General features: G+C 58.6%; 26 protein-coding genes and 6 pseudogenes. 16 read left to right on the forward strand and 16 right to left on the reverse strand.

Going from position 1 to position 25756, the window contains the following annotated elements; genetic code table 11:
* Positions 1–170: 170 nt before the first annotated feature.
* The 4 genes from D3871_RS11600 to D3871_RS11615 are packed head-to-tail and all read left to right on the forward strand — an operon-like array spanning position 171 to position 4376.
* Positions 171–905, forward strand: coding sequence for a hypothetical protein (locus D3871_RS11600; RefSeq protein ID WP_119770037.1), 735 nt, complete (start codon positions 171–173; stop codon positions 903–905).
* Entirely contained in the window at positions 902–2365 is a 1464-nt protein-coding gene (locus D3871_RS11605) for a RimK family protein (RefSeq protein ID WP_119769032.1), read from the forward strand. Before D3871_RS11600 ends, D3871_RS11605 begins: the two co-directional genes overlap by 4 nt.
* The gene (locus D3871_RS11610; RefSeq protein ID WP_119769033.1) at positions 2362–3624 is read left to right on the forward strand and encodes a carboxylate-amine ligase; all 1263 of its coding nucleotides are present in this window, start codon (positions 2362–2364) and stop codon (positions 3622–3624) included. The genes D3871_RS11605 and D3871_RS11610 overlap by 4 nt, the downstream gene beginning before the upstream one ends.
* On the forward strand, positions 3621–4376 hold the full coding sequence (locus D3871_RS11615) for an N-formylglutamate amidohydrolase (protein ID WP_233575582.1): 756 nt from the start codon (positions 3621–3623) through the stop codon (positions 4374–4376). Before D3871_RS11610 ends, D3871_RS11615 begins: the two co-directional genes overlap by 4 nt.
* Before the next feature lie 7 nt (positions 4377–4383).
* Here the strand turns inward: D3871_RS11615 and D3871_RS11620 are convergent, their stop codons facing one another.
* Positions 4384–5256: a succinylglutamate desuccinylase/aspartoacylase family protein gene (locus tag D3871_RS11620; RefSeq protein WP_158597916.1), complete on the reverse strand. Its 873-nt coding sequence runs from the start codon at positions 5254–5256 to the stop codon at positions 4384–4386.
* A gap of 168 nt (positions 5257–5424) precedes the next feature.
* Between D3871_RS11620 and D3871_RS29770 the strand changes: the two genes are divergently transcribed.
* Genes D3871_RS29770 through D3871_RS11630 form a run of 3 tightly spaced genes read left to right on the forward strand, consistent with a single transcriptional unit; the run spans position 5425 to position 6755 of the window.
* Positions 5425–5772, forward strand: a complete 348-nt coding sequence (locus tag D3871_RS29770) for a GFA family protein (RefSeq protein WP_147376795.1) — start codon at positions 5425–5427, stop codon at positions 5770–5772.
* Between the two features lie 3 nt (positions 5773–5775).
* Positions 5776–6447 (forward strand): glutathione S-transferase family protein, encoded by a 672-nt coding sequence (locus tag D3871_RS11625; RefSeq protein ID WP_119769035.1) that lies wholly within the window; start codon positions 5776–5778, stop codon positions 6445–6447.
* Positions 6444–6755: a 2Fe-2S iron-sulfur cluster-binding protein gene (locus tag D3871_RS11630; RefSeq protein ID WP_119769036.1), complete on the forward strand. Its 312-nt coding sequence runs from the start codon at positions 6444–6446 to the stop codon at positions 6753–6755. Before D3871_RS11625 ends, D3871_RS11630 begins: the two co-directional genes overlap by 4 nt.
* Before the next feature lie 45 nt (positions 6756–6800).
* Here the strand turns inward: D3871_RS11630 and D3871_RS11635 are convergent, their stop codons facing one another.
* The 7 genes and pseudogenes from D3871_RS11635 to D3871_RS11655 all read right to left on the reverse strand — a co-directional run bounded on the left by D3871_RS11635 (position 6801) and on the right by D3871_RS11655 (position 11349).
* The gene (locus D3871_RS11635) at positions 6801–7457 is read right to left on the reverse strand and encodes a dienelactone hydrolase family protein (protein ID WP_119769037.1); all 657 of its coding nucleotides are present in this window, start codon (positions 7455–7457) and stop codon (positions 6801–6803) included.
* Between the two features lie 490 nt (positions 7458–7947).
* Positions 7948–9588 carry an FAD-dependent oxidoreductase gene (locus D3871_RS11640; RefSeq protein WP_119769038.1) on the reverse strand — a complete coding sequence of 547 codons (1641 nt, stop codon included), beginning with the start codon at positions 9586–9588 and terminating at the stop codon, positions 7948–7950.
* Between the two features lie 32 nt (positions 9589–9620).
* Positions 9621–9869 (reverse strand): hypothetical protein, encoded by a 249-nt coding sequence (locus tag D3871_RS11645; protein WP_119769039.1) that lies wholly within the window; start codon positions 9867–9869, stop codon positions 9621–9623.
* A 46-nt stretch (positions 9870–9915) separates the two neighbouring features.
* Positions 9916–10086, reverse strand: coding sequence for a hypothetical protein (locus D3871_RS30485; RefSeq protein WP_199724820.1), 171 nt, complete (start codon positions 10084–10086; stop codon positions 9916–9918).
* On the reverse strand, positions 10052–10306 hold the full coding sequence (locus D3871_RS31865; RefSeq protein WP_476638921.1) for a carbamoyltransferase C-terminal domain-containing protein: 255 nt from the start codon (positions 10304–10306) through the stop codon (positions 10052–10054). Before D3871_RS31865 ends, D3871_RS30485 begins: the two co-directional genes overlap by 35 nt.
* 20 nt (positions 10307–10326) lie before the next feature.
* Positions 10327–10695 (reverse strand): annotated as a pseudogene (locus D3871_RS31870) (carbamoyltransferase N-terminal domain-containing protein); the annotation flags it as partial.
* Between the two features lie 324 nt (positions 10696–11019).
* On the reverse strand, positions 11020–11349 hold the full coding sequence (locus D3871_RS11655; protein ID WP_119769040.1) for a PQ-loop repeat-containing protein: 330 nt from the start codon (positions 11347–11349) through the stop codon (positions 11020–11022).
* Positions 11350–11529: 180 nt separating this feature from the next.
* On the opposite strand from D3871_RS11655, the pseudogene D3871_RS11660 reads away from it, so the two are divergent.
* The 3 genes and pseudogenes from D3871_RS11660 to D3871_RS11670 all read left to right on the forward strand — a co-directional run.
* Positions 11530–12066: pseudogene (locus D3871_RS11660) on the forward strand (ATP-binding cassette domain-containing protein); the annotation flags it as partial.
* Positions 12067–12377: 311 nt separating this feature from the next.
* On the forward strand, positions 12378–13508 hold the full coding sequence (locus D3871_RS11665) for a glycosyltransferase family 2 protein (RefSeq protein WP_233575583.1): 1131 nt from the start codon (positions 12378–12380) through the stop codon (positions 13506–13508).
* An 81-nt stretch (positions 13509–13589) separates the two neighbouring features.
* Positions 13590–14050, forward strand: a pseudogene (locus D3871_RS11670) (glycosyltransferase); the annotation flags it as partial.
* 30 nt (positions 14051–14080) lie between these two features.
* On the opposite strand, the gene D3871_RS11675 reads toward D3871_RS11670, so the two are convergent.
* The 4 genes from D3871_RS11675 to D3871_RS11690 all read right to left on the reverse strand — a co-directional run bounded on the left by D3871_RS11675 (position 14081) and on the right by D3871_RS11690 (position 16862).
* Entirely contained in the window at positions 14081–14380 is a 300-nt protein-coding gene (locus D3871_RS11675) for a PRC-barrel domain-containing protein (RefSeq protein ID WP_158597917.1), read from the reverse strand.
* A 22-nt stretch (positions 14381–14402) separates the two neighbouring features.
* Positions 14403–15227 carry a hypothetical protein gene (locus D3871_RS11680; protein ID WP_119769044.1) on the reverse strand — a complete coding sequence of 275 codons (825 nt, stop codon included), beginning with the start codon at positions 15225–15227 and terminating at the stop codon, positions 14403–14405.
* Positions 15228–15315: 88 nt separating this feature from the next.
* Positions 15316–16146, reverse strand: coding sequence for a mechanosensitive ion channel family protein (locus D3871_RS11685; protein WP_233575584.1), 831 nt, complete (start codon positions 16144–16146; stop codon positions 15316–15318).
* A gap of 212 nt (positions 16147–16358) precedes the next feature.
* The gene (locus tag D3871_RS11690) at positions 16359–16862 is read right to left on the reverse strand and encodes a glycine zipper 2TM domain-containing protein (protein ID WP_119769045.1); all 504 of its coding nucleotides are present in this window, start codon (positions 16860–16862) and stop codon (positions 16359–16361) included.
* 502 nt (positions 16863–17364) lie between these two features.
* On the opposite strand from D3871_RS11690, the pseudogene D3871_RS31525 reads away from it, so the two are divergent.
* The 6 genes and pseudogenes from D3871_RS31525 to D3871_RS31665 form a co-directional block, all read left to right on the forward strand.
* Positions 17365–17443, forward strand: a pseudogene (locus D3871_RS31525) (hypothetical protein); the annotation flags it as partial.
* Positions 17444–17565: 122 nt separating this feature from the next.
* Positions 17566–17745 (forward strand): annotated as a pseudogene (locus D3871_RS31655) (hypothetical protein); the annotation flags it as partial.
* Positions 17746–17809: 64 nt separating this feature from the next.
* A pseudogene (locus D3871_RS31660) lies at positions 17810–17905 on the forward strand (SDR family oxidoreductase); the annotation flags it as partial.
* 66 nt (positions 17906–17971) lie between these two features.
* The gene (locus D3871_RS11710) at positions 17972–18637 is read left to right on the forward strand and encodes a D-glycero-alpha-D-manno-heptose-1,7-bisphosphate 7-phosphatase (protein ID WP_199724756.1); all 666 of its coding nucleotides are present in this window, start codon (positions 17972–17974) and stop codon (positions 18635–18637) included.
* Between the two features lie 604 nt (positions 18638–19241).
* Positions 19242–19844, forward strand: a complete 603-nt coding sequence (locus D3871_RS11720) for a hemerythrin domain-containing protein (RefSeq protein WP_119769048.1) — start codon at positions 19242–19244, stop codon at positions 19842–19844.
* 99 nt (positions 19845–19943) lie between these two features.
* Entirely contained in the window at positions 19944–20615 is a 672-nt protein-coding gene (locus D3871_RS31665; protein ID WP_119769049.1) for a Ku protein, read from the forward strand.
* A 117-nt stretch (positions 20616–20732) separates the two neighbouring features.
* On the opposite strand, the gene D3871_RS11730 is transcribed toward D3871_RS31665, so the two are convergent.
* The 4 genes from D3871_RS11730 to D3871_RS11745 all read right to left on the reverse strand — a co-directional run bounded on the left by D3871_RS11730 (position 20733) and on the right by D3871_RS11745 (position 25299).
* Positions 20733–21230 carry a DUF421 domain-containing protein gene (locus D3871_RS11730; protein WP_119769050.1) on the reverse strand — a complete coding sequence of 166 codons (498 nt, stop codon included), beginning with the start codon at positions 21228–21230 and terminating at the stop codon, positions 20733–20735.
* Between the two features lie 219 nt (positions 21231–21449).
* Positions 21450–21875 (reverse strand): PRC-barrel domain-containing protein, encoded by a 426-nt coding sequence (locus tag D3871_RS11735; RefSeq protein WP_119769051.1) that lies wholly within the window; start codon positions 21873–21875, stop codon positions 21450–21452.
* A gap of 112 nt (positions 21876–21987) precedes the next feature.
* Positions 21988–22575, reverse strand: a complete 588-nt coding sequence (locus D3871_RS11740; RefSeq protein WP_119769052.1) for a PRC-barrel domain-containing protein — start codon at positions 22573–22575, stop codon at positions 21988–21990.
* 114 nt (positions 22576–22689) lie between these two features.
* Positions 22690–25299 carry an FAD-dependent oxidoreductase gene (locus D3871_RS11745; protein ID WP_119769053.1) on the reverse strand — a complete coding sequence of 870 codons (2610 nt, stop codon included), beginning with the start codon at positions 25297–25299 and terminating at the stop codon, positions 22690–22692.
* Positions 25300–25756: the final 457 nt, after the last annotated feature.

Consider the following 25756-nt stretch of genomic DNA (forward strand, 5'->3'; position numbering starts at 1 on the left):
TTTTACAAGCGAAAGACATCTGTTCCGACGTATAGCGCTGGCCAGGATAAGGTGAATACGCTGCCTGGCCGCAAATTTGACTGGCACCAAAAATGCTACCCGCTGATCACATCACCACTGCATGTTGCAAGGTGCCATTGTCCAATCATGAACGAACACAGGGCTCATCCGTGACTCATGCCATCGTCCAGTTGCCCGTCAACATCCTGTCCCAGCCTGACGAAACCACATGCGGCCCGACTTGCCTGCACGCGGTGTATCGCTATTGGGGCGATCATGAACCGCTCGCGCAGGTCATCGCCCGCACCGGGCGTCTGGAACACGGCGGCACCTTCGCCGTGTTCCTGGCCTGCGATGCCCTGCGCAAAGGCTATATGGCGAGCATTTACACCTATAACCTGACGGTGTTCGACCCCACCTGGTTTTCCGAACCTGGCGTCGACATTGCCGATCGCCTGCTGCGCCAGCGCGAGCACAAGATGGATTACCGCCTGCAACATGCCACCAACGGTTACCTGGAATTTCTCAAGCTGGGGGGCCGGTTGCGGCTGTTCGATCTGTCGCGCTATCTGATCCGCAACATCCTGCGGCGCAAGATGCCGATCATTACCGGCCTGAGCTCGACCTTTTTGTACCGCGCCGCGCGTGAATTCGGGCCGGAAGATCAACCGGATGATGTACGCGGTCTGCCATCCGGCCATTTCGTCATCATCGGGGGCCATGACCAGGAGCGCCGCAAGGTGCTGGTGGTCGATCCCTACCAGGCCAATCCCTACGCCAGCAACCAGGCCTACTGGCTCAGCATCGATCGCGTGGTCAATGCGGTCCTGCTCGGCATCGTCACGCATGACGCCAACCTGCTGATCATCCATCCGCGGCGTACACCGCGACAGGAAGTACCATGAACATCCTTTTCGTCGTCAGCCGTGAACAGGATTGGCCGAACGACATCCCTGGCGTCACGGTCATTCCTGCGCAAACCTACCTGATGGATCCGGCCTACGGCGACATGCGTTCCACCAAGGTGTTCAACCTCTGTCGCACTTACCGCTATCAAAGCAAAGGCTATTACGTATCGCTGCTGGCCGAGGCGCGCGGCCACCGGCCGCTGCCCGATGCAGAAGCAATGAAGGACCTGCATTCCGAAACGCTGGTGCAGGATGTGAGCGACAGGCTCGGCAACCTGATCGACTGCTCGTTCTCGCGCACCACGGAAGACGTGGTCGACCTGAACATCTATTTCGGCCGGGATGCCGATGGCCTGCACCAGCATTTGAGCGAACAGCTGTTCAAGCTGTTGCGCACGCCGGTGCTGCATGCGCGCTTTGAGCGAGCCAACGGGCAATGGCACTTGTGCAGCATCCACGCCGGCAGCGTTTACGACATTCCCGCGCATCAGCAGGAACTGGCGACGCAGGCGGTAATCGAGCATTTGAAAGAACAAAAGATACATACCAGCACCGCGTCGCGCAAACCCTTGCTTGCGATCCTGCATGACCCGACACGCAGCGAAACGCCGTCCAATCCCGAAGCCATCCGCAAATTCATCGATGCGGCGGAACTGCTGGGCATGAGCGGCGAAGTAATCACACCAAAGGATACCCGCCGCCTGACGGAATTCGATGCGCTGTTCATTCGCGACACCACCAACGTCGATCACTACACCTACCAGATATCGCGCCAGGCCACGGCGGCCGGCATGGTCGTGATCGACGATCCCGATTCCATCCTGCGTTGCACCAACAAGATTTATCTCGATGAACTGCTGACCCGCCATCACATCCCGACGCCGAGAACGATGGTCGTTCATCAAGGCAACGTAGACAAGATCGTGGCAAAGCTTGGTCTGCCCTGCATCCTGAAGCAGCCCGACGGCGCGTTTTCCCTGGGCGTGGTCAAGATCGAGTCGGAACAGGACCTGCTGGTCAAGGTCAATGAATTGCTGCAGCAATCGGAACTGGTGCTGGCACAGGAGTATTTGCCGACGCAATTCGACTGGCGCATCGGTGTATTCGATCAGCGCGCGCTGTTTGTTTGCAAGTACTACATGGCGCCCGGCCACTGGCAAATCATCAAGCATGAACGACACCGGACCAGCGAAGGCCGGACCGAAGCGCTATCGGTGGGCGAGGCGCCCGACGATGTGGTGAAGATCGCGCTGCAAGCCGCCAACCTGATCGGCGATGGCTTTTACGGCGTCGATCTCAAGCAGATCGGCGCCCAGTATTACGTCATCGAAATCAACGATAACCCGAACGTCGATGCGGGCAACGAGGACGCGGTGCTGGGCGATGCACTGTACCGCGAAGTCATGGGCGTTTTTCGCAAGCGCATCGACTCACGCAAAGGAAACACGACACCATGAGCGACGAAGAGGATGAGCCCCCGTTATTGCATGCCTTCATGGGCTATGGCATAGAACTGGAATACATGATCGTCGACCGCGCGCGGCTGTCGGTGCTGCCTTTGGCCGACGTCCTGCTGCGCGAGTCGCCAGGCGGCGAAGGCAACGAAGTAAGACGCGGCCGCATGGGCTGGTCGAATGAACTGGTGATGCATGTGATCGAGATCAAGAATCTGCGCCCCAGCGTATCGCTTTCGATGCTGCCCGATGTGTTCCAGGCCGAAGTACGCGAAATCAACCGCCTGCTGGAACCGAGAGGCGCACGCCTGATGCCGGGCGCGATGCATCCATGGATGGATCCGCGCAGCGAGACGCAATTGTGGCCGCATGACAATGAAGATATCTACCGTGCCTACGACCGCATCTTCGACAGCAAGTCGCACGGTTGGGCGAATCTGCAGAGCATGCATGTCAATCTGCCGTTCGCCGGTGATGATGAATTCGCCAGACTGCATGCGGCGGTACGCCTGGTATTGCCGATTCTGCCGGCACTGGCCGCCAGTTCCCCGATTGCCGACGGCAAGCCGACCGGCTTCGCCGATTACCGCATGCATGTGTATTCCTCCAACGCGGATGCGATTCCCTCCATTGCCGGCATGATCGTTCCGGAAACCGTCACCAGCAAAAGAGCTTATGAGCAGCGCATCCTGGCGCCGATGTACAAGGACATTGCACCCTACGATACCGACGGCGTGCTGAAGCATGAGTGGCTGAATTCGCGCGGCGCGATTGCACGCTTCGAACGCAATGCGATCGAGATCCGCGTGCTCGACACGCAGGAATGCCCGCGCGCCGATCTGGCCATTGCGGCCGTCACGGTCGATGCGATACGGCGGCTATACCGCGCCGGCGGGCCCGACCTGGCGGAGCAGCAGGAAATGTCGACCGCCGCACTGGCCGCCATCTTGCAGGCCTGCATACGCGACGCCGAACAGACGGTGATCGACAATCCAGCCTATCTGCGGTTGTTCGCCTATCCCGGCCACCGCTGCACTACCGGCGAGCTGTGGGATCATCTGGTGGGACTGATGCTTGCGGAAGATGTCAGCCATGCGGAGCTGTCGCGCGTGCCCTTGCAGGCGATCCTGCAACATGGACCGCTGGCGCGCCGGATAGTGCGTGCGCTCGGCACCGGCGCGGCACGCAAGGCACGCGCCATCCGCGATGTCTATGAACAGTTGTGCGACTGCCTGCAGGAAGGCAAGATGTTCTTGCCTTGACCATCCTTTATCGCATTGACTTGACCAGACCCGACTTCTTCCTGATCACCTGCGAACACGGCGGCAATCGCATCCCTTCGCGCTATCACGGCTTTTTCGAAGGCCGCGAAGCGCTGTTGCGCAGCCATCGCGGCTACGATGCGGGCGCGCTGCGCATCGCGCGCGACATGTCTGATGCCCTGGCCGCCCCGCTGGTGGTGGCGACCGTCAGCCGCTTGCTGATCGACCTCAACCGTTCGGCGAGTCATCCGCACCTGTATTCGGAAGCAACGCGTGCGGCCGCTGCCGACATTCGCGAAGAAATCCACCGGCGTTATTACCTGCCTTACCGAACCAAGGCAGAAAGCCGCATTGCGCAAGCGATCGGCGGCGGTGCCCGTGTGATCCATGTGTCCTGCCACAGCTTTACCCCGGAATTCAAGGGCGAGATCCGCAACGCCGATATCGGGCTGCTGTACGACCCTGCAAGAGCAGGCGAAGCCGAACTGTGCCAGCGCTGGCGCGGCGCACTCAAGACAGTTGCTCCGGCCTTGAAGACCAGGATGAATTATCCCTACAGCGGCACCGCCGACGGCTTTACCGTGCATCTGCGCCGTTGCTTTGGCGCCTCTGTCTATCTCGGCATTGAACTGGAAATCAATCAGAAACATGTGTTCGAGCGCGGCCGGCATTGGCAGGCGTTGCGCGCAACGATCATCGCTGCCCTGCTCGATGCGGCCGAGGTCGGCACGAACGCCGAAGAGCGATTCTGACCTGGCACTACTCCGGATACGCGGTCGCCGTCCCGAAATAAAACCACTCGCCGCCAGTGACCGCCGCTTCCTTCGGCAGCACAAGGAATCCGTCTTCCGGCGCGGTCAGCAAGCTGCCGTCCGCCAGCGTGGCGATTGCTTCGCCTTTTGCAACCGGGTCGAAATGCCGCCACGACTTGCAAAAGTTTGCCCCTGCATCGCGATAGAACACGCTCTTCATCCGCACGCAGCGCAGGTCGGCCGCTGACGGCGCAGGTTCCGCAACAGCATCGGCCAGCATGTCGAAATGGGCCAGCGCATGCAGGATCGCCTGGTAGCCGATGTCGGGTGCGTCGGCATTCTGATGCTGGCCGCATTCCAGCGTTACCGCCAGCGCACCCTGCGTACGCGCATATTCGGTCGTGCCTTGCGACTCCTTGCTTCCGCCGCCGCCATAAGCTTCCGCCCAGCCATAGACGAAATCCGTGACGCCCAGCGATTTTGCATAGGCCAGTTCGCGCGGGTTTTTTCCGCTCAAGAAAATGAATGGCCCGCCCGGCGACGCAAACGAGTGCAGGTCGAGCAAGACATCGGTACGGTCCAGCAAGTCGCATACGATGGGATCGAGATGGTCTTCGTAATGCTGCTTTTCATCCTTCCGATACAGCTGCCGGTTCAGGTTGCGCTCCACAAAACGCACGTTTTGCGCATATGCCTGCGGGTTCACCACCGGCATGAGTTGCAGGCGGCCGCGCTTGAGCCTGACCTTGCCGTTTTCCAGATCGGCAATCAGGCGGTTGATGGCGGCGGGACCGCAGCGCTCGTTGCCATGGACGGCGCCGAGCACCGTCAATGCGGGGCCGTCTTCCAATGCATGAAAGACAACGGTTTTTACTGTCATGGTGCTTCCTTCCCTTGCGATTCTTGTGAAACTGCGCTGATGACGCGGCCGAAACCCGCATTTTCGCATTCCTTGGCGAAACAGCGTAGCTTGGCGACATGGCAAGCTTGCTTGGAAAACAATCCGCCGGAGTACAATTCGCACACGCATATAACATGGAGACTCATTGTGACTTATCACGGATCCTGCCATTGCGGCCAGATCGCCTTTGAAGTGGAAGGCGAACCCGGCCAGGTCATCGAATGCAACTGCTCGCATTGCGTGCGCAAGGGATTTCTGCTCTGGTTCGTTCCACGGGCCAGCCTGACCTTGTCCAAACCCGATAGCCCGATGTCGACCTACCAATTCAACAAGCATGTGATCGAACATCGCTTTTGCCCCAACTGCGGTTGCCAACCCTTCGGTTTCGGCAAGGATCCCTCCGGCGCGGAGATGGCGGCCATCAATGTGCGCTGCCTGGAAAATATCGACCTGAACACTCTGCAACGCGTGCCGTTCGACGGCCGCAACATGTAGATCATGCTTACGCTCTACCACTGCGTCAGCGCGCGCTCTTTCCGGCCGCTATGGGCGCTGGAGGAACTCGGTCTTCCCTATCAGCTGAAGATGCTGCCCTTCCCGCCGCGTGCACTGGCCAGGGAATTTCTGTCCGTCAATCCCTTGGGCACGGTACCGGCACTGATCGATGGCGAACTTTGCATGACGGAGTCTGCCGCGATCTGCCAGTATCTGGCGGCGCGCAACGGCAATGCGCGCCTGGATGTCGCGCCGGATGAGCCTGCTTATGGCGCATATCTGAACTGGCTGCATCATGGCGAAGCGACGCTGACTTTTCCGCAAACCCTGGTACTGCGCTATGGCCGCTTGGAGTCGCCGGAACGGCTGCAGCCGCAGGTGGTCGAGGACTACAGCCGCTGGTTCCTGGCGCGCCTGCGCGCGGTCGATGCCGTCGTGGCGAACCGCGAATTCCTGTGCGCGGACCGCTTTACGGCCGCCGATATTTCCGTCGGCTATGCGCTCATGCTTGCCGATTATCTCGGAATGGGCGACAGGTTTTCCGAGGCAGTGAGAGGCTATTGGCAGCGCTTGCAACAGCGTGACGGCTTCTTGCGTGCAATGCAGGCACAGGAAAAAGCGGCGCTCGCCCAGGGAGTGCCAACCATTCCGGCGCCGCTCACGGGTAGCCGATGAGCGAGGGAAAGCGGGTTGCCCGCTTTTCGGTGCGTATCGAACCGTCCGGCTGGACCTTCGAGGTGGGCCCGGATCAGCCAATACTCGCGGCTGCGCGCGCAAGCGGGATCGACCTGCCGGCGTCGTGCCGCAACGGCACTTGCAGAACCTGCCTGTGCAAGCTTGCCGGCGGCACGATACGCCACAATATCGAATGGCCGGGCCTGAGTGCAGAGGAAAAACGGGAAGGCTATGTCCTGCCTTGCGTCGCGCTGGCTCAGTCCGATCTGGTGCTGATCGTTCCGGCCGCCAGGCGATTGCCGGGCTGATCACTGTAAATTTTTCGCTTTACGGAACCATTTACACATCCACTTTTACATCAGTGTGAAGTGAGTATGTTGCAGGAACCATCCGCGCGCCAGCCGTGCGACGACTTCCATACTGCCGGGTTCATCGAACGCATGCGTTGCGCCCGGAATGATTTCAAGACGCTTCTTGCATTGCAGCGCCGCGTAGGCATGGCGATTGACATCAAGGACGCCGTCATCCAGTCCTCCCACGATCAATAGCGTCGGCGCGACCACCTGAGCCAGGGTCTGACTGGCCAGATCGGGCCGGCCGCCGCGCAGCACGATTGCGCAAATGCATCCGCGCCGCAGCACCGCAAGCTGCAGGGCCGCAGCCGCGCCGTAGCCCGAACCGAACAAGGCGATCGGCAGTTCGCTCGTCGCGTCGTTGACATGCAGCCAGTCGCAGGCTGCGCCCAGGCGCTCTGCCAGTATCGCAATGCCGGGACGCGGCTGGCAGGCGCGCTGTTCTTCCGCGGTGACCAAGTCCAGCCACAGCGTGCCGAGACGGGCGTTATGTAGCACGCTTCCTACATAGTCGTATGGCGGTTTCAGGCGATGGCGGGTGCTGCCATTGGCGAACACCACGACGCCACGATGATCGGCAGGCAGCCAGAGCGCGCCTTGCATCACAATGTCGCCGTAGGGGATATGCATTTCCGCGTGCTGGATTGATAACGCCATTATTGTTCTCCGGCGAGCCGCAAGCCCGTTTGAGGTGTGGTAGGTCAATACATGATGTCAAGGTCTTTGCCGTCCGGCATACGGGAGCAGGACATGTCAGCGAAACGATGATGCAAGCGTGGAGGCTGTCGCGTCGTAATCGCGACTAAGGATGGCAATGCGGGAAATATGGCGTGATCCACTTTTCCCGACGCCGTATGGCGGCGAACACATCGATCAGGCATTACTGAGATTGGGAAACGCTTTGATGGCGTAGGCTAACGCAAGCTTTATGCCACACGGTATCGAAAGCAGTCGGATTGAATCGAGGATGAGAACTTATGCCAGGAAGGGATGCAACCTTCCATGGAATTTTCCATGGTGTTCCTTCCCTTCTTGGAAGAAAACTTGGGACCTGGACAGAAGTTGAATAGGAGTAGCGAGACCGGACGAGTCTCGGAGACAGCTTAAGCTCGCTACCCTACATTGGAACTACCATGCCACTGTCGTCTCAGGAACCGCTATCCGGCGTCGTCCCGCCGACTGTCGCGCCGCTGGCTGCAGAACCGGCTTGGGTCGTATCACCCGCAGGCACATTCACACCGGGCGCCGTCGTTTCTCCGGGCAGCGCCACTTTCTTCAGTCCCGACAACGCCGGGCCTTCGATCACCGTACCCTCAACCGAAAAGCGACTGCCGTGACAGGGGCAATCCCAAGTGCGTTCCGCCTGATTGAAATGCACCTGGCACTTCATGTGGGTACATACCGGCGACAGCACATGCAGTTGATGCGCATCATCGCGATAGACGGCCAGCTTGTCGCCGGCCACTTCGACAATGCGGCCTGCGCCGCGCGCCACGTCGGAAATCTCCTTGGCTTCCGGGTGCTTGAGATAATCCTTGACGTAATAACTCGCAATATTCAGATTTTCCTTGATGAAGGTTGGCGCGGCTTTCATCGGGTTGAAACGCCTCGGGGTATACAGCTCGGCGTAGTCATTCGCGACGCCGGTCACTTCATCGGCAATCACCATGGCCGCGACCGTGCCATAAGTCAAGCCGTCAGCGGCAAAGCCAGTTGCATGATAGATGCGCGACTTGTCACCGTTCTTGCCGATATAGGGCATACCATCGGCGGGGCGATATTGCTGCGCCGACCAGCGATAGGCGATATCGCCTATCTTGAAACTCCTCCGGAGGATGGCTTCCAGTTTCAGGTAAGCCGCTTGTGCATCTTCTTTCTGTCCGGTCTTGTGCTTTTCGCCAATGATGAGTACATGCGGCATGCCCTCGTGTTCGACCAGGCGCGTCGAATGCTTTTCCGGACCCGCGCTCCAGAAAATGCCACCGCCCAGTTGCGGTTCGAGCAAGGGTGCAGCAACCGCATACTCGCGATAGACGCCCAGCTCGGTATGCAGCAGGCTGATGCCGAGCGGCGTATGCGTCGCCATCACGATGTGCTGCGCATGGACCCTGCCCTGCAGCGTCTTGATCAGGCCAGTGTCTTCGTCGATATCGGTGACCGGACTCATTTCATACACTTCGCAGCGCGGCGAGCGGATCGCGGCAGCCAGCTGACGCACATATGCCAGTGGATGAAACTGCGCCTGGTTCGAAACCACCAGGGCCTTGTGAACCGGATAGGGAAGCGGCAGATCGATTCCCAGCCGTGCCCGGAGTCCGAAACGCGTTGCCGCCTGGTACTCGTTTTCGATGACGGCATCCATACTGGCATCGGCCTGCATGCTGTACAGCGTCCATGGCTGGCGCGAAAATCCGCATTTCAGTCCCAATGTACGCGTCAGGTTTTCGATTACGTCGATCGCTCGCAGGCGCGAGTCGACCACCTGCCGTGTCTTGAGCTCGCCCCACTTGGCGCTCAGCTTGTGCAAATGCTGGTCGACGGTGGCGTACAGGTTGCCGGTCGAATGACCGGTGCTGCCCGATCCGACCTGAGCCGCTTCCAGCACCGCAATGCGCAGATTGGACGATGCCAGCAATGCCGCCGTCGTGATGCCCGTGATGCCGCCGCCTATGATGGCCACATCAACATCGATTTCGGCAGCGAGTGCGGCAAAGTTCTGCTTGGGCAAGGACGCTTCCCAAATCGGTCTGCGCCCCATGGCAAAGCCGGTGTTGTCATCGAGTTCCATGTTGTTCTCCTTTTTGTGGATCGGGACGGGTATTACATGAATCTGCGCGGAAGCCTGGCCCGCCGTGACGGAACGGTCAGCAATGCCGTCATGATCCGTCCTTCCGATTCATCATTGTCAGCCGCCGGAAGCTGCATCACTGGACGCGGCGGCGATTGCGGAAACGGAAAATCACCCGGCCGGTCGCTGCAGGCGACCGTGGCAAGCGCCAGCCCGGCCAGCAGCAACAGCGTCTTCCAGACTGTGCGTATTTCTTGTAACGCTTTTCGGAGCGGTTTCATGATGTTGCCTCTTGGATGTGGTGAAGGCGACGCTGAAGCGCTGTATCTATAACCGCAACACCGCAGTGTCATGCAAAGCCCGTTCCTGCATCCCGACTGACAGTTCGGGCGGCAAAGGCAGGTCTTCATCGTCGAGGCCGGTGCGCATATTCCTGAAGTATTCGATCGTGCGTTGCAAGCCTTCATCGAGACCAACATTGGGTTCCCAGCCAAGCACAGTGCGTGCAAGCGCGATATCGGGCCGGCAGCGTGGTGCAAAACGACTCGACCGCATCGCGCGGCGTGCACACCATCGGCTCGCCACGGGTATGGAACGAAGTATTGATCAATACCGGTACACCGGACCGCTCGCCGAACGCTTGCAGCAAATCGTAGTCGGTCGGATTCTGCGAACGGTTGATGGTCTGAATGCGGACGGTGCCATCGACATGGCGCACCGCGGGAATCCTGTCTTCCTTTTCAGGACGGTTTCTTTCAGCACGATTTGCAGCGACGACGCGATATTCATGTGATGCCGGGTGAATTCTGCGCCGCGCTCGCGCACGGGTCCGAACAGTTCAGTCCATTGTGCCGGTCTGACTTCATATTCGCCGTCGCCGCGATAATGCAGGATGTCGTGAAACTGTTCGGCGAATACCGGTTTGCCCTAAGATGCCAGCGCCATTACCTTGTACTCATCGGAGGAATGCAGGAAACCCAGGTAGTCGGTGACATCTTCGTACAACAAGCCGAGCGAATGCGGCAGGTTGACTTGCTTGAGCCTGTGGTAGCGCCGATCCTGATAGTAGCCATAGCTCGTCGTCGCCATCTCGCCGCGACCATCCATTCCTCGGCAGCGGCGAGCACTTCACCATCACGTACCATGCTGGCAGAACAATCATGATAGGCAGCATTGATTCCAAGCGTATGCACAGTCTCCTCCGCAATGGACTTCAACAAAACGCGCCGGGTGACTCTACAGGCGCAGGTCACCGGCGCGAATGGCAGGCATCGTTTGGCACTGCTTAAGCAAGCGATATACCCAAAGCTTGATAGAGGCACAAGCTCCTGGAAACCGCGCTGCCTTGTCGGAAAATCCTAGCGCCTTGCAGGGAAGGTATGCAGATACTGCAAGTAAGTTCTACAGGGCCATGTAAAAGCGGCAGCAGTATTACCCGCCGCTGGCGCTCGCCGTCGGTGGCGAGGTTTTTTGGCTTTCCCCTTGTCCGGATTGTTGACGTTGTGCATGTCGCTTGTTGGAAATGTAAATGCACTCGCCGGCTACTGCGGTCAGGAACATGAAAAAATTGGTAAAGACAAACACCCAGTTATCAACCAGATAGCTATAGATAGTAAAGCCGAAAGAGGCGGTCAGCTGCCCGATAAACAGCCACTTCGATACTCCCTCTACCCGTTTGGTACGCCATTGCGTATACACCTGCCTGGAAATCGTCGAAACGAGTACGAGCGAACTGATCCAGCCGACGATATCGGCATTCATTTATTTTCCTTTCACTGCGTTGATGATTCGCATTGCCAGCCGACTGTCCGCAATGCTCATGCCTGCCGATACGCAAAGCGCCGCTGAAGAGCTTTGCAATTTTCCAAAACGCATGGCGCGCGCCGGACGCACGCGCGGGATCGTCCGGCTCGAACTTGTCTCTGTCTCAGCGCATCCCACGCGATTGGTGTGGTGCCGCAGGAAGCCTTGCTGTTCAACGACACCATTGCATTCAATATCGGATACGGACGCACCGGCGCTTCCATGGATGACATCATCGCCGCAGCGAAGGCGGCGCATATCCACGACCTGATCGATTCGTTGCCGCAGAAATACGAGACACCGGTTGGCGAACGCGGTGTCATGCTTTCGGGCGGTGAAAAGCAGCGCATCGCGTTGGCAAGAGCCATACTCAAGAACCCGCCTCTGCTGATCTTCGACGAAGCGACTTCGGCCCTCGATACCGCTTCCGAACAGGCGATTCAGCAAGAACTCGACCAGTTATCGGAAAACCGCACCACGCTGGTCATGGCCCACCGCTTGTCGACTGTCGTCGACGCCACCGAAATCCTGGTGATCGAGCGCGGCCGCGTGATCGAGCGCGGTACACACGCCAGACTGCTGCAACAGGCCGGGGCCTACGCGCGCTTGTGGCAACTGCAGCAACGGGCCGAAGACGGTGAGCGCTTTGAGCAAGAAATGCATCCGGTAGCTTAAGTCCATGGACCGATAGTCAGGATCACGCACGCCCGGATTCATCATGAGGTCATGTTCAACATTGATTATTGAGATCGTATTGCGTCACAAATAGACCGCGTGTGTATTCGGCCGATTTGCCTGCTCAATTTTTATCAACCGATTTAATTTATATACATGCATCAGTATTTTTGATACGCCTCAATTGATTGCTACGGAAGGGGAATTGCATGTTCTTCAATACGCTCAAGTGACGTATATGTATTTTTTTGCGCCGCGCAATCTTGATGTGTCCCCGCCACTCATTACCACGCTTTAGCAGGATTGTATCCATGACGAAAATAATTGCATTTAACAAGCACCGGAAAGTCATTGCCGCCGACCATAGCGCACTCACGGCTCAGGCGGGCGTCGTCATGCGTCGGCGTAATACCTCCGCCGCAACGCCCATTGGGCTCGGCACGCATCATGCAGGCCGTGCGGTGGCAATTGCCGCCTCCATCGTGGTGCCGACACGGGGCCGTCCGCAGTTGCTGAACCGGTGCCTGGCGAGCCTTGCGCTGCAGAGTTTCGATTCTGAGCGATTTGAAATCATCGTCGTGGACGACGGTCCGAGCGAGCAAACGCGCGACGTGGTCAGCGGCTGGGCCGCGCATAGCGGGGAAAAAGGCGGCCCGCTCGTTACCTATATTCCATCGATGGGGCCGCATGGACCGGCCGCCGCCCGCAATCACGGCTGGCGCGCCGCGCGCGGCGCGATCGTCGCATTCACCGACGACGACACCATTGCGCGCGCCGACTGGCTGCGCAATGGCATACAGGCATTCGCCGACGATGTGCATGCAGTCTGCGGCCGCGTCATCATGCCGCTGGAAGGCACGCCGACCGACTACGAACTCGATGCGAAGAACCTGGAAACCGCCGAGTTCGTTACCGCAAACTGCTTCTGCCGCAGGAAGGTGCTGGAAGATCTGGGCGGCTTCGATGAACAGTTTCGTTTTGCATGGCGTGAAGATTCGGATCTGCATTTCCGGTTGCTGGACTACCATGCCAATATCGTGCGCGAACCGAATGCGGTCATGATGCATCCGGTCCGCCCCGCAGGCTGGGGCGTCAGTCTGCGGCAGGTGAAGAAGGTGCAGTTCGACGCGCTGCTCTACAAGAAGCATCCCAAGCTATACCGCCGCAAGATCCGCGCACGGCCGCGCTGGGATTTTTATCTGACCGTCGTCGCGTTGACCACGATGCTGCTGTCGCTGCTTGGCGGTGCGGCCGGGCTAGGCGTGCTGTCTGGCCTGATATGGATTTTCATGACCGGCCGATTCTGTTTCCAGCGCTTGCAGAAGACTTCCAAGGCACCGGGCCACATACTGGAAATGGTCGTCACCTCGATGCTGATACCGCCAATGGCGGTATTCTGGCGCGCGGTGGGCGCGGTCCGCTATAAGGTGGGATTCCTGTAGCAGGTCGCAGCTCTGCGCAGTGTCGGCTCCCTGTCCGGCCTGCGCCGTCCGCCTGCAGCGTCCCAACCTCGAACCGGTATCTTGACCCTGCAGCGACGACTGAAGATCCTCACCTGGCATACGCATGGCAGTTATCTTTACTACCTGACCCAGGCTCCGCATGATTTCTATGCAAAGCCTATATCGAGCACGACACGCCGCGCGAACATCCGACCGATATGTGGCATCCGGTCGATGAACCGAATATCCTGCTGGTACATATCACGCACTTCAATGCACTGATGTGGGACAGCGGCCGGACCCCGACGCGGGTTGTCGAGCATGGCGTGATCGTGCCGCCGGATGTCTCGTACCGTGGCGAGCTCGACCGTGCGCAGTTGCCGGCATTCGCCGCGCGGTACCGTTTCTTTTTCAATCCGATTCGCTATACCAGCCTGGGACTGGCCGTCATCGAGGCAATGATAATAGGCATGCCGATCGTCGCGCTTGCCACGACCGAGATGGCCACGGTGATCGACAACACAGGCAATCTCTTTGCGGAAAGGACAGCATGCAAGTCGGCGCTGCTATTTCTAACTTAGCGTATAGAACACCAGCCGTGAATGCGCCGCGTCGAAGTACAACGCATTCCACGGCAGCGCGATGACCGCGCCCTGTTCCTTGCGGGCCAGGACCACATAGCGCAACTGGTGACTCGCTGCTTCGACCACCAGATGATCGACATGGCCGATTTCTTCGCCGTCGGCACTTACCACCGCGCAGCCAGACAGCAAGTCGGCGGTGCTGGAATCGGCTGCGGAGAGACGCTTGAATCGTGGAGGGCCGAGACGCCGCTGCCCACCCGGTTGACGGTCGCCGAAAATACGCTGCATGCCCTGCTCCTCTCGACAAGATTTATGATTGGTGTACCGGACCATCGGACCAGCTGATCCGGCGCGACCCCGCTGCTCCCAACGCGCCACCGCCAATGCCGATGGCCAGCGCCAGTGTGACCGCCAGGAACACAATCCAGGCGGCCGTGCCGGCGCTCTGCATTGCGTTCTCCACTTTTGCCTTGCCTTGCGGCGAAGCGGCTGCTGACGATCCCGCCATGATCAATGCCTGGTCGACGATCGTTTCCGCCCTTGTCGGCTCCACACCCATGGTGCCGGTGACCAGCTGAATCGCCTGATCGCGCTGACCGGCCTGCAGATATTGCTGCAGCTGACTCATCGTCTGCGGATTGACGCGGCCGCCCTGTGCGCGCATCAATGCGGTGAGCGGCGCCTCGCCATTTGCCGTAGCCACTCTTGCCAGCTGACTCATATTGCTGAAAACACCGCTCACCAAAGTACCGCCCACCGTGGTTGCGAGGATCGCAAACATGATGGTCGTGACAGCCCAGGACACCGCGCCGTGCAGTACGCCGTCGGCCCTGCGCTTCAGTCCGGACATCCGTGCGGCAACGTAGCCTCCGAAAAACGCGGCAACCAGCATGCTGACACCGGCCCAGATCAGAGGTCCCATGCCGAGCGTCTCGCCCGCGCCCACATCGATCGATGACAGCCCGGTCGCGATACCTAGCAGCGTGAGCGCCAGCTGTATCGAAATGCCGACCGCCACACCGGCCAGGACCGCGCCCCAGCGTATTGCAGGGAGTACCGGGCGGCGCACGCCATAACCGACATCGACCTGGCCCATCGTTTCTCCGTGGGGCGGGTGCGGTTCGTTGATTGCCATTTTTTCTCTCCTTATCGATGGAAAACGCAACAACCATGCCTGTGCCATGACGCATGCCATACGCATTCATTGCGATGCGTTCCGATGATCATCGACCGACAGTCGGCGCAGCCGAGGGGGCTTCTTCTACGGTGTCGATCGCCTGCTTCATACGACGCAGAAATTCACGGCGCACGCGCCACTGTTTTGCCGGCTGGACCTTGAGGCGGCAGCGCACCGCGATTGTGGCGTCCTCCACCTTTTCGACCCCGGCGATGTCGATGTCATCGAGGATCATCGGACCGAGTTGGGGATCCTGGCGCATGTCGGCGTCGACCTTGTGCATCAGATCGAATACCCTGCCCAGGTCGTCCTGACGCTTGACGTTCATATCGATCACCGCATACGAGTAATCGCGACTGCGATTGGTCACTACGGTGATCATGCTGTTGGGAATGAAATGCACGCTGCCGTCATAATCGCGGATGCGGATATGACGCAGGGTGACGCGTTCGACGTGGCCGTTCTTGCCGGCCGCTTCGATGATGTCGCCTTCGCTGACCTGATGCTCAATCAGCAGAAAGAGTCCGGTGAAGAAATCCTTGACCAGACTCTGCGCGCCGAAGCCGACTGCGATGCCGGCCACGCCGGCCGTGGCAAGGATAGGGGTGATCGAGATACCGATCAGTCCTAGCGTGAGCATGATGGTTACGCCGACAATGACGATATTGGCGGTGTACCGAAACACATTCATCAGGGTTTCTATGCGGCGGGCGTCGCGTATCTTGTCCGCATGTCTGAGAAGGTGGGTGTGCAGGAGTTTCAGCACGCGCCGTATCAGGCGCAGCGCCACCCAGGCGAGCACCCACACCAGCAGCATGTTGAACCATGGGCGAACGACATCCACCCATTGCTTCATGGTATCCGGATCGATTGTCATAGTCTGGAAAGAAGTAATACATGAAGCGCCGGCATCGCATCTGCGCTTCATTCATGTGGACCGGCCGGAAAGTTGTTGGTCTGGCGACCTTCCGGAAGGTCCTGCTCCCCTTTATTACCATGCCGCGCACCGCAAGAGAAGGGATTCCGGGTGGATTCCCGTTCTCATCCGTACAATCCTCCAGGACGTGCGGGCGTACCAAGGGCATCAATTTAACGGAAGCGTTCGACAATCACGCCGTTCTCCAGACGAACGCGTTCACCGACTTGCACTCCGGGTTGCACATCCTGCGACAGGGTCTGTATCGATCCATTGTCCATGCGCACCGCGACCCGATACGATTGGGCGGTTCCGGCGGTACGGGAATTGTTTTCCATGGCTCTGCCCGCCAATGCGCCGCCGGCCACACCGGCGACTGTCGCTGCAGTACGGCCGCTACCGCTGCCGACCTGATTGCCGAGCACGCCCCCAACCACCGCACCGGCTACCGTACCTACGCCGACACCGCCCGACGCCTGCTGCGCGGGAATCACATCGATCGCTTGTACCACGCCGAAACCGGTAGCGCTGCTGGACGTGGTCATAGGGACCGAACTGCTGGTAGTCGTCACCGGGATAGAGCTCGTGCTCGATGTTGTTCTCGGATTGCTGCCGCAAGCGGCCAGCATGATTGCTGCCGCGACCGCGGCCGCAATCTTCGTTTTCTGCATCCACATATTGATCTCCTTATTGATAGATAGCGATTCCGGCACTTCAGAGCTTTCGGCAAGAAATGATTGTCTGGACAGTACCGGCCCCAGAATCGGGAAACATGCACTTCCTGTGCCAGATCGCAAGACGGTATCGTTGCGCGCGACAGTAATGTGAACTCATGGAACCGTCCTGCAGTTGCAGACATGCGCCATTTATACAAACTATGTTTCGCAGTTTTTACATTGTTGAGAAGTTATTACCCACATAAATTGCATTCCGCAAATTTCCGGATGACAGGCGGCGGCGCGCGCGGGCTTGATTACACCGCCCATGATGAGCACATCCACGGGCACCATTAGGTACATGGTTCGCTTATTCACCCCCGGTCCTGTCCGTCTCTCTGCCACTTAAAACTTCCATCGTCATGCGAAAAATTGCCCTTATCAGCGAGCATGCCTCTCCCTTGGCCCAACTCGGTGGTACCGATAGTGGTGGGCAACACGTTTACGTAGGTCACGTGACGAGTTCGTTGTGTTGCAACTGGGGCGCATGGTACCGCGCAAGGGCGTCGACAACGTCATTCGCGCGGCCGCCATCCTACGCCATCAATATCAGGTGCCGGTACGCCTGCTGGTGAAGTGAGCATGCGCAGCTGACCCGGCCTTATTGCAGACCGATCCCGGTTGTATCAACAACGGCTATGCCGATACGGCGTAGCCTCAATCCATGCCCACCTTTACGGAGAGGGAGTTGAGCAACGTTCAAGTATCCAGCTATATAGCAGACCCAACCGAAGCGAAGCAGCTAGCGGGCAAGACCATTCTCGTCACCGGTAGCGCCAGCGGCCTCGGCGCCGCGCTGTGCGATGTGCTGTCTTCGGCCGGCGCAAACATCGTGGTCGGCGACCTGAATCTCGACAAGGCGCAAACGGTGGCATCGCTGCTTGAAGAAGCCGGCGGCAAGACGTATGAATGTCGCCAAGGCCATCAAGTCGGTGCTGCTGCCGGAACAGACCGTGATTCCAGAAGTGATGGTGTTGCCGATGCAGGAGTCGTCATGGCCGTGAAAGGATTCAATGCGGGATTGAAGACCAAATGAAATCCTCCATGCAGCCCCGACAACTTAAGTGATCATGCGCGCAATTTTCCTCGACAAAGACGGCACCCTGGTGGAAAACGTTCCCTACAACGTCAATCCAGGCCTCATCGAACTCAGCTGGCACGCGGGCCAGGCCCTACAGTTGCTTCAGCACATGGGATTCGCCCTGTTCGTCGTTACCAACCAGTCCGGCGTGGCCAAGGGCCTGTTCACCGAGGCCGCGCTTGATCCCGTACATGAACGCCTGTCCGAATTGCTGGCGCAATACGGGGTCACCCTCAGCGGTTTCTATTACTGTCCGCATAGCCCCGACGGCGTCGTCAGCCGATACGCCGTTCCCTGCACTTGCCGCAAACCTATGCCGGGCATGTTGTATCGCGCCGCCCGCGAACGCGAGATCGACCTGTCGCAGTCGTGGATGATCGGCGACATCCTGCACGATGTCGAAGCGGGCCGCCGCGCCGGGTGCAGAACAGTGCTGATCGATAACGGCAATGAAACCGAATGGAATGAATCGCCGCTACGCACGCCGGATTTGAAGGCGCCCGACCTGTATGCCGCCGCAAGCATGATTGCTGCCGTCGAAAACGACAGCGCCATGGACGATGCGGTCGAAGACCTTGGCAGCATGGGCAATCCGGCAGCATCAGGTGGACTTGGACCGCCTGACGCAGTCGGCAGTGGCAACCAGCAGATCTGAATATATGTTTTTGCATCAATGGATTTTGATCAATGACCATGAAGCCCTGGCATCACGTCCGCCGTATCCTGTGCATCCGCCTGGATTACCTGGGCGATGTCCTCATGAGCACGCCTGCCATACGCGCCCTGAAACAGTCCCACCCGGGAAGTCACGTCACGCTGCTCACATCGTCCAGCGGCGCGGCCGCGGCGCGCCATGTGCCCGAGATCGACGGCAAGCCGTGTGCTGTTCCAGGATGTGCCATGCAAGTTCTGCTACAAGAGCGTTTGTCCTCAGGGACATCATCATTGCCTGCACGAAGTTTCGCCCCAGCGTGTCGTCGATGCCGCACTGGAACTGCTGCACTTGCCTTTCTCCCTGCGAAAGGCGGAGTCCGCTGGTATTGACCCGCTTTTGCAATCGCATTGATTTCGCTGGCTGTACCTTTTACAGCCGATTGCAAAAAACGAAATCGCTGGGTGTTCCCCGATCTCCTTTCCACCTTTGGTCCTGCCGCACCACCGCTTGCGCAGCATGGCATGTTCTTTAGTTCTTGCCGTGCGGAAGCTTGGCACAGAGCTTGCGATATCGGCACCACGTAGCCAACGATAAGGAGATTTCCATGCCACGTAATGCGACTTCCAAAAGTGCTTCCAAGTCTGGGAAGACCGCGCCTCGCGGCCCGGCCAAGGCTTCCACAAACAATGCGATCAAACTGCTTACCGAAGACCACAAGAAAGTAAAGGAGCTCTTCGATGAATTTGAAAAAATGAAAAGCAAGGGTTATGAAGACAATGATGCAAGGCAATTGATTGTTGAAACCGTTTGTACAGCGTTGACGATACACGCGCAGATCGAGGAAGAAATTTTTTACCCGGCTGCACGCGATGCGATCGATGACATAGATCTGCTGGATGAAGCCGAAGTCGAGCATGCTTCCGCCAAACAACTGATCAGCGAACTGTCCGCAATGCAGCCTGGCGATGAACTGTATGACGCAAAATTCACTGTCCTCGGCGAGTACGTAAAACACCACATCGAAGAGGAAGAAAAGGAGTTATTTCCAAAAGTGAAGAAGTCCGGGGTGGACCTCGATGAGTTGGGCGAGGAACTGCAGCAGCGCAAGCTCGAACTGCGCGATGAACTTGGCATTCCTGCCGATGATGAAGAAATCGACGATGAGGAAAAAAGCAGCAAATCGACCTCACGCAAGAACGTGCATTAACTAATGCATCAAGGCGGCCCCTGGCATTGCGCGGCGGCCGCCCGAATCAGGCATTGATAGCCGGGCCTGCACGCGGCAGCAGCTGTCGATAGTTCCCCGATGCCGATAAATACAGACGAGAAAAGAGAAAGGCTTCTTGTGATTTTTCCTGATACGGAACGATGCATGACCTCATTACGGCCGACACACGCCGTCGATATCCTTGCCTTTGTCGAAGCACAGGAAATTCCGTCCGATTATTTTGAAACGCCTTATTATTTGCAACCCGCGCCAGGCGGCGAAAAGGCATATGCCTTGCTGCGGGAGACCTTGCGTCAGAGCCGCAAGATCGGCATCGCTTATGTGGTGATCCGGACCCGCCAGCATCTGGCGGCATTGGTACCCGACGGTCAGTCGCTCGTGCTCAATACCCTGCGCTGGAGCAGCGAATCCGGACAGGCGCGCCATTTCGGTCTATCGGAGAACGATATGCTTGCCGCGCAGGAACTGGCCATGATGACGGCGCCGGTTGCGTCGCCTGTACGCAGCGGCGGGACCGTAACCAGGCATGCGAGCAATTCCGCAGTGCCGCTGGCAAACCTCGAGGAAGCGCCCGAAATTGTGGTGGAAGAACTGGACGATAGCGCGGACGAAGACAATGCAGCCGACAGCTATTTTGCGGGCTTGCTTAAGCGCAGCATGCATCCGCGCAGTCCTGCAATACGCCATACGCGCACATCACACAGGTTGTCGCCAGGCACGAGACGTGGAATGCTCGTTCGGCGCGGATGATGGCAAAACTGTCTGGCCTCTCACAAAACGTATTAAGATGAATTGAAGCAAAATTGGTTATACCTTGGCGAAGCTGTGATGTTCGGTGTACAGGGCAATGCGAATTGCCCTGCTTTTTTATTGCCGCTTGATCACGCTGATTTCACCATCGGTTTCCATGTAGACGGCTTTGACGTCATTTAGCGATTCGACGCCTCCCTGGCGCAAACGACTCCATAGTTCTTCTTCGGTAATGAATTCCTTGCGCATGTTCTGCCTGAGCAGACGCCCCCCTTTCACCAAGGCGAGCGGGCGCGGTTGTACGAGGCGTCGTATCCGGGGATATCGAAAGCATGCCCAGTCCAGCAGTAGATTCCATCCAATCAGGGTAGTGACCAATGCCATGCCGTCGGTGACAGACGTGTATTCGCCCGACATGGCATTTTGCGCGGCGTCGGCAACGATCACCAGAATCAGCACATCGGCAATGCCAATAGCGCCGACATCGCGCCGGACCACGAAGCGAAACATCACAAACAAAAACCAGTACATCGTGGTGCCGCGGACAATCAGTTCGGCAAGCGGTACGCTCAAGCCGAACAGCTCGCCCCAGTCTATGGATGCCAGGCCTTCCATGATGCCTCCCTGATGAGGGTTCAATGAATCGGATCCGATGGAATCTTGCGGGGGCTGACGCGACAGGCCATGTGCTTGTTAGAGCCGTTTCTGCCCGAGCGGCCAGCAGCGCATAGGAACATTAAAGCATGCCTATACGACAGCCATTTGAATTGCCTCATAGGACAGATGCACCGATCATGACACGGGTTTACCGGGGCATGGATCGGTGGGGGTCGATCAATTATTTCGGCGTGTGTCGACGTCGCGTTGCACGTTGGGGTCGGTATTCGTCCAGCCAGGATCGGCCATCGAAGGCCAGTGAGCCTTGTCAAAGCCCGGCGCATTTCTCAACCGCTCTTGCGACATGTCGAGTATGAAGCAGCGGCGGTCGGCATCGAGTGTCAATGCACTCCAGGGAATGGCGAACAGCTTGTCGCCGATTCCCATGACCCCGCCGAACGACAGGACTGCATAGGCGACGCGGCCACTCGGCACATCGATCATGATTTCTTCGATCTCGCCGAGCCGCTCGTCCACGGTGTTGAACACCTTTTCGCCGCGGAGTGTGTCGGCGGCCATGACATACGGTCCGGGACCGGAGAAATGTGGTTCGGCACCGATGACTTGTGCGCCGCCAGGATGGGAAGTATGCGTGTCGCTCATGCGATCTCCTGTCATCTGAGCGGCGAAGGGTCATATTGATGATCGCCATTCCCTGAAGAGTTCCTCCTACGAGAGAGAAAGAATCCTGCAATGGAAATGTCAAACATCCTTCTTACCGCCCGCTATTTTGCATGTCGCTGCGTGGCCCGGTGCCGGTGCCGGCGGGCGGCGCCGTCGTCGCTGAAGATGGTGCGGGATTCGTCGCTCCGGACGTCAGCTTGTTGGTGCCGAATGTACCGCGTCCGACCATGCGGCTCCAGTAACGATCGATCTCAGCGCTCCACTTTTCATCTGTCATGTCCGGCCATCTTGCCTTGTCGAATCCGGGCGCCTGAGTAATGGTTTCACGATCCGCGTGCAGTACATAGTGGCGATTATCGTCATTGGGTTCCAGCGCCTGCCAGGGGACTGCGTGAAATTTCCGGCCGACGCCCATCACGCCGCCAAAGCTGATGACGGCGTAAGCAATCTCTCCCCGGCCGCTGTCCAGAATCAGATCCTGGATCGTCCCGACCTTTTTGTCCTTGGGATCGCGCACGGAAGTACCGATGATTTTCGACCCGCGATACAGCTGATTGTATTCTGCGCTTTTGGCCGTTCGGGTCGTGGCGGGCGGATTGGCATCCGATGATGCGGGCGCGGCCTGAGCCGCCAGCGGCAGCAGCGCGGCCAACGCGAATGCCGAAATGCTTGATTTCATGGCTCCCTCCAACGGTATCGGTTGCAGGCGCAATCCTGTTGCAGCAGGGCTGCCGGCCTGCTCGCCGCCCGCCTGTTCAATTTGACCCGCCGGAGGTAGCGCCGTTCCCGATGGCTATTCGACCGCCACCGCACTCTTCTTCTCTACCCATTTCACCGCTTCGGCAGCCTTCTTGCCGGCGATGAACGCATGATCCGAATTGTAGTACTCCCATTCGCTGTAGCGTCCTGCCAGGGTGATGTCGTACATCGCCAGCCATGACTTGATGGTCTCCACATTCTTTGCGCGCGCATGGTCGTACACCACGTAGGCGTAGGGCATGTCGACTTCGCCGGCAACGATGATCTCGTCGTCTTCGCGGAACATGCCGACCTTGACGCAATCCCGGATGCAACGATCGATCAGCTCTTGGCCGCTCATAGGCAAGGGTTTCCAGGTCGGCGAATATGTGATCTCGCAGGTAATGCCGAATCCGCCCGGCGGATTGCATTCGGGACTGGCGTTTCCCTGCACAAAAATGCGGTGGAAAATCGTGTCCTCGGGATAGTAGATCCAGTGCTTGTCGGTGATGTTTTCACGCGCCACACCAAGATTGACGCAGCGGACCGAAATATGTTTCAGGTCCGCAGCGGCCTGACGTACCTCGTCCGGTGCTTCGTCGCCGATCATCCTGATCAGCTGCGGCAACGGCATGGTACTGATCAGATTCTCATATTCGTAACGGCGGCCATCGGCCAGTGTGATCAGGTGCTGGCGCGGCGAAACACTCACGACATCGGCATTGAGTTCTATCGTGCCCTTGATGTGCGGGACAAAGCCCGACATCAAGGCCTGGAAGCCGCCGCGCAAGGGATAGCCGAAGCGTGCATTCGGCCCCATCGGCCTGGGGACCGGTTCCAGTGCGCCGCTGATCATTTCTTCCAGATTCGGCAGCGGGACCCGGCCGCCCAGCCACGACGTTTCCATTTCGGTCAGAGGCACGGCCCACAGCTTGCGGTTGTAGGGAATGGCAAAGTGCTTGGCGATGCCGGCGCCCCATACCTGGTAGATGAATTCTTCAAAGTTCGCCGGACCGCGCTTGTCCAGCGCAGCCACATTCGATGCGGATAGTGTCACACCGCCGTCGGCACAACAATCGCTCACCTTGGCGACGGCCCCCGGGATCGACTTGCCGCCGCCGTAACGGGCTTCCACCGCGCCCATGATGCATTCCTTGATCACATCGGGCGGCAATCCATGCAAGGCACCCTGAAAGGGATAGCGGGTATGCACGCCCTTGCTGTAGATCCATGCCTCGCGATCCTGCCAATGCACATTCGAACCAAGCAGAATGTCATAGAGTTCCAGCACATAAGGATCATTGGAAAACATGATGTGGCCAGCGTGATCGAAGGTAAATCCATTTTCGCGGATCGATCGGCACCAGCCGCCGACCATATCGCTCTTTTCCAGCAGTACCGCGTCGTGGCCCAAATGGTAGGCGGCAGACAGACCGGTAGGGCCGGCGCCGATGATGGCCGTCTTCGCATACCGATGCGCATCCTGCTGGCGCAGCCGGTTGACGTTGGGCGTCGTATCGGCGGCGGCCAGCGTTTCCACATCCGCTTGCGGAGGCGCGGTATCCTGCCGGCGCGGCGTCGTGTCAAGCAGGGTACGCATCTGCGCGACGGTCGAATCCCACGAGGTGGCGGCCAGCACGCGGCGCATGCCGTCCACCTTGCGCGCATGCTCTTCGGGCGGCGCAAGCAGTGCCGCTTCGCAGGCGGCGATGAAGGCATCTGCATCGCCGGCAATGGCAACGATGTCGCTGTAGCAGCTGGCGACGTCGGTCACCGGGGTACTGACGATGGGCAGTTCGGCCGCCATGTATTCCAGCGTCTTGGTCGGACTAATGAAGCGCGTCGATTCATTGATCGCAAACGGCAGCAGGCAGACATCCCAGCCGGCGAGGAATTGCGGCAGGGATTCGTAGGGCTGCTGTCCCAGATAATGGATGTTGCCCCGTTGCGGCAGACTGGCCGGATCGATCTTGACTACGGGTCCAACCAGGACGATCTGCCACATCGGATGAGCGTCGGCAAGCGTACCGATCAGGTCGACATCGAAGCGCTCGTCGATCACGCCAAAAAAACCGAGACGCGGCCCCGGAATTTCACGGTGCGCCGGATGCGAGTTGGTCCGGTCGAGCGCCTGTATGAAATGCGCTGAATCCACGCTGCTTGGAAAGCAATGGACATGCGGATGACGATCGCGCTTGGACCGGTACAGGCTTTGCCCGCCTGTGAATACGACGTCGGCCACCTTCAGCAAGGCGCTCTCCCTTTGCAGGAGTTGCTTGGGCGCGTTCTTGAAAGAAGCCAGTTCATCCATGCAGTCATACACCACCAGACGCGGCTGCAATTCAGGCAGCAGCGGCAAGGCCATCGGGGTGTAAAACCAGGCCATATGATCGGGATAATCGCGTACCACCTGCCGCAGGAGCTTTTGCAGATGCGGCAGGTGGTCATCGTGAAAACCCGGCATATTGACCGGTGTGTGCGGCTGACACACCAATATATTGGGCGCCGGCGAATAAGTGTTGAGGTAGGTGCGCTCTGCGTCGTATACCGGTTCTTCCACGACGACAATCTGATAATGCCTGGCTAGCCGCGACAGCAAATGCTGCGGACGCTGAAATACAAAATCCCAGCGCAGATGCGAGAAAACAATGATTGCAGAAGCCATGCTATCTCCTTGCCGCAAGGGCATGAAAACGGGTTGATGATATGTGGTCGTACTCTGCACAGAGTGCGGGCCAGCGGCAGGCATATGCGAGATTGGCTGCATGCATGCAATGCCCCGCGCACGAATGCCGCATACGGATACGAGGGGACAGGATAGAGGAGCACATTGTCATTTCATGTGACCGGTGTCGATAGAATCCATGGATGGATGCGCCGGACAAATACCGACGGCGCATTGCTCTGGAAGGAAGGCTACCTCACGCAATGCACGGTGCTGCGGACGCCGCTGTTTATGCCGCATCCGCATTACGACAGGCTCACGCAAGAGCTGTGCCGGGCGTCCGGACTTCGCACGGCCGTTTGCCTCAGAAACTTCCGAAAAAAATGGCTGCTTGCTTGTCTTCCCGTTCTGCCCTTCGGATTGGCTTGCGCTGCATCGACGATATGCGTATGAACGG

Source organism: Noviherbaspirillum saxi (assembly GCF_003591035.1).
GTDB classification, from domain to species: Bacteria; Pseudomonadota; Gammaproteobacteria; order Burkholderiales; family Burkholderiaceae_D; genus Noviherbaspirillum; species Noviherbaspirillum saxi.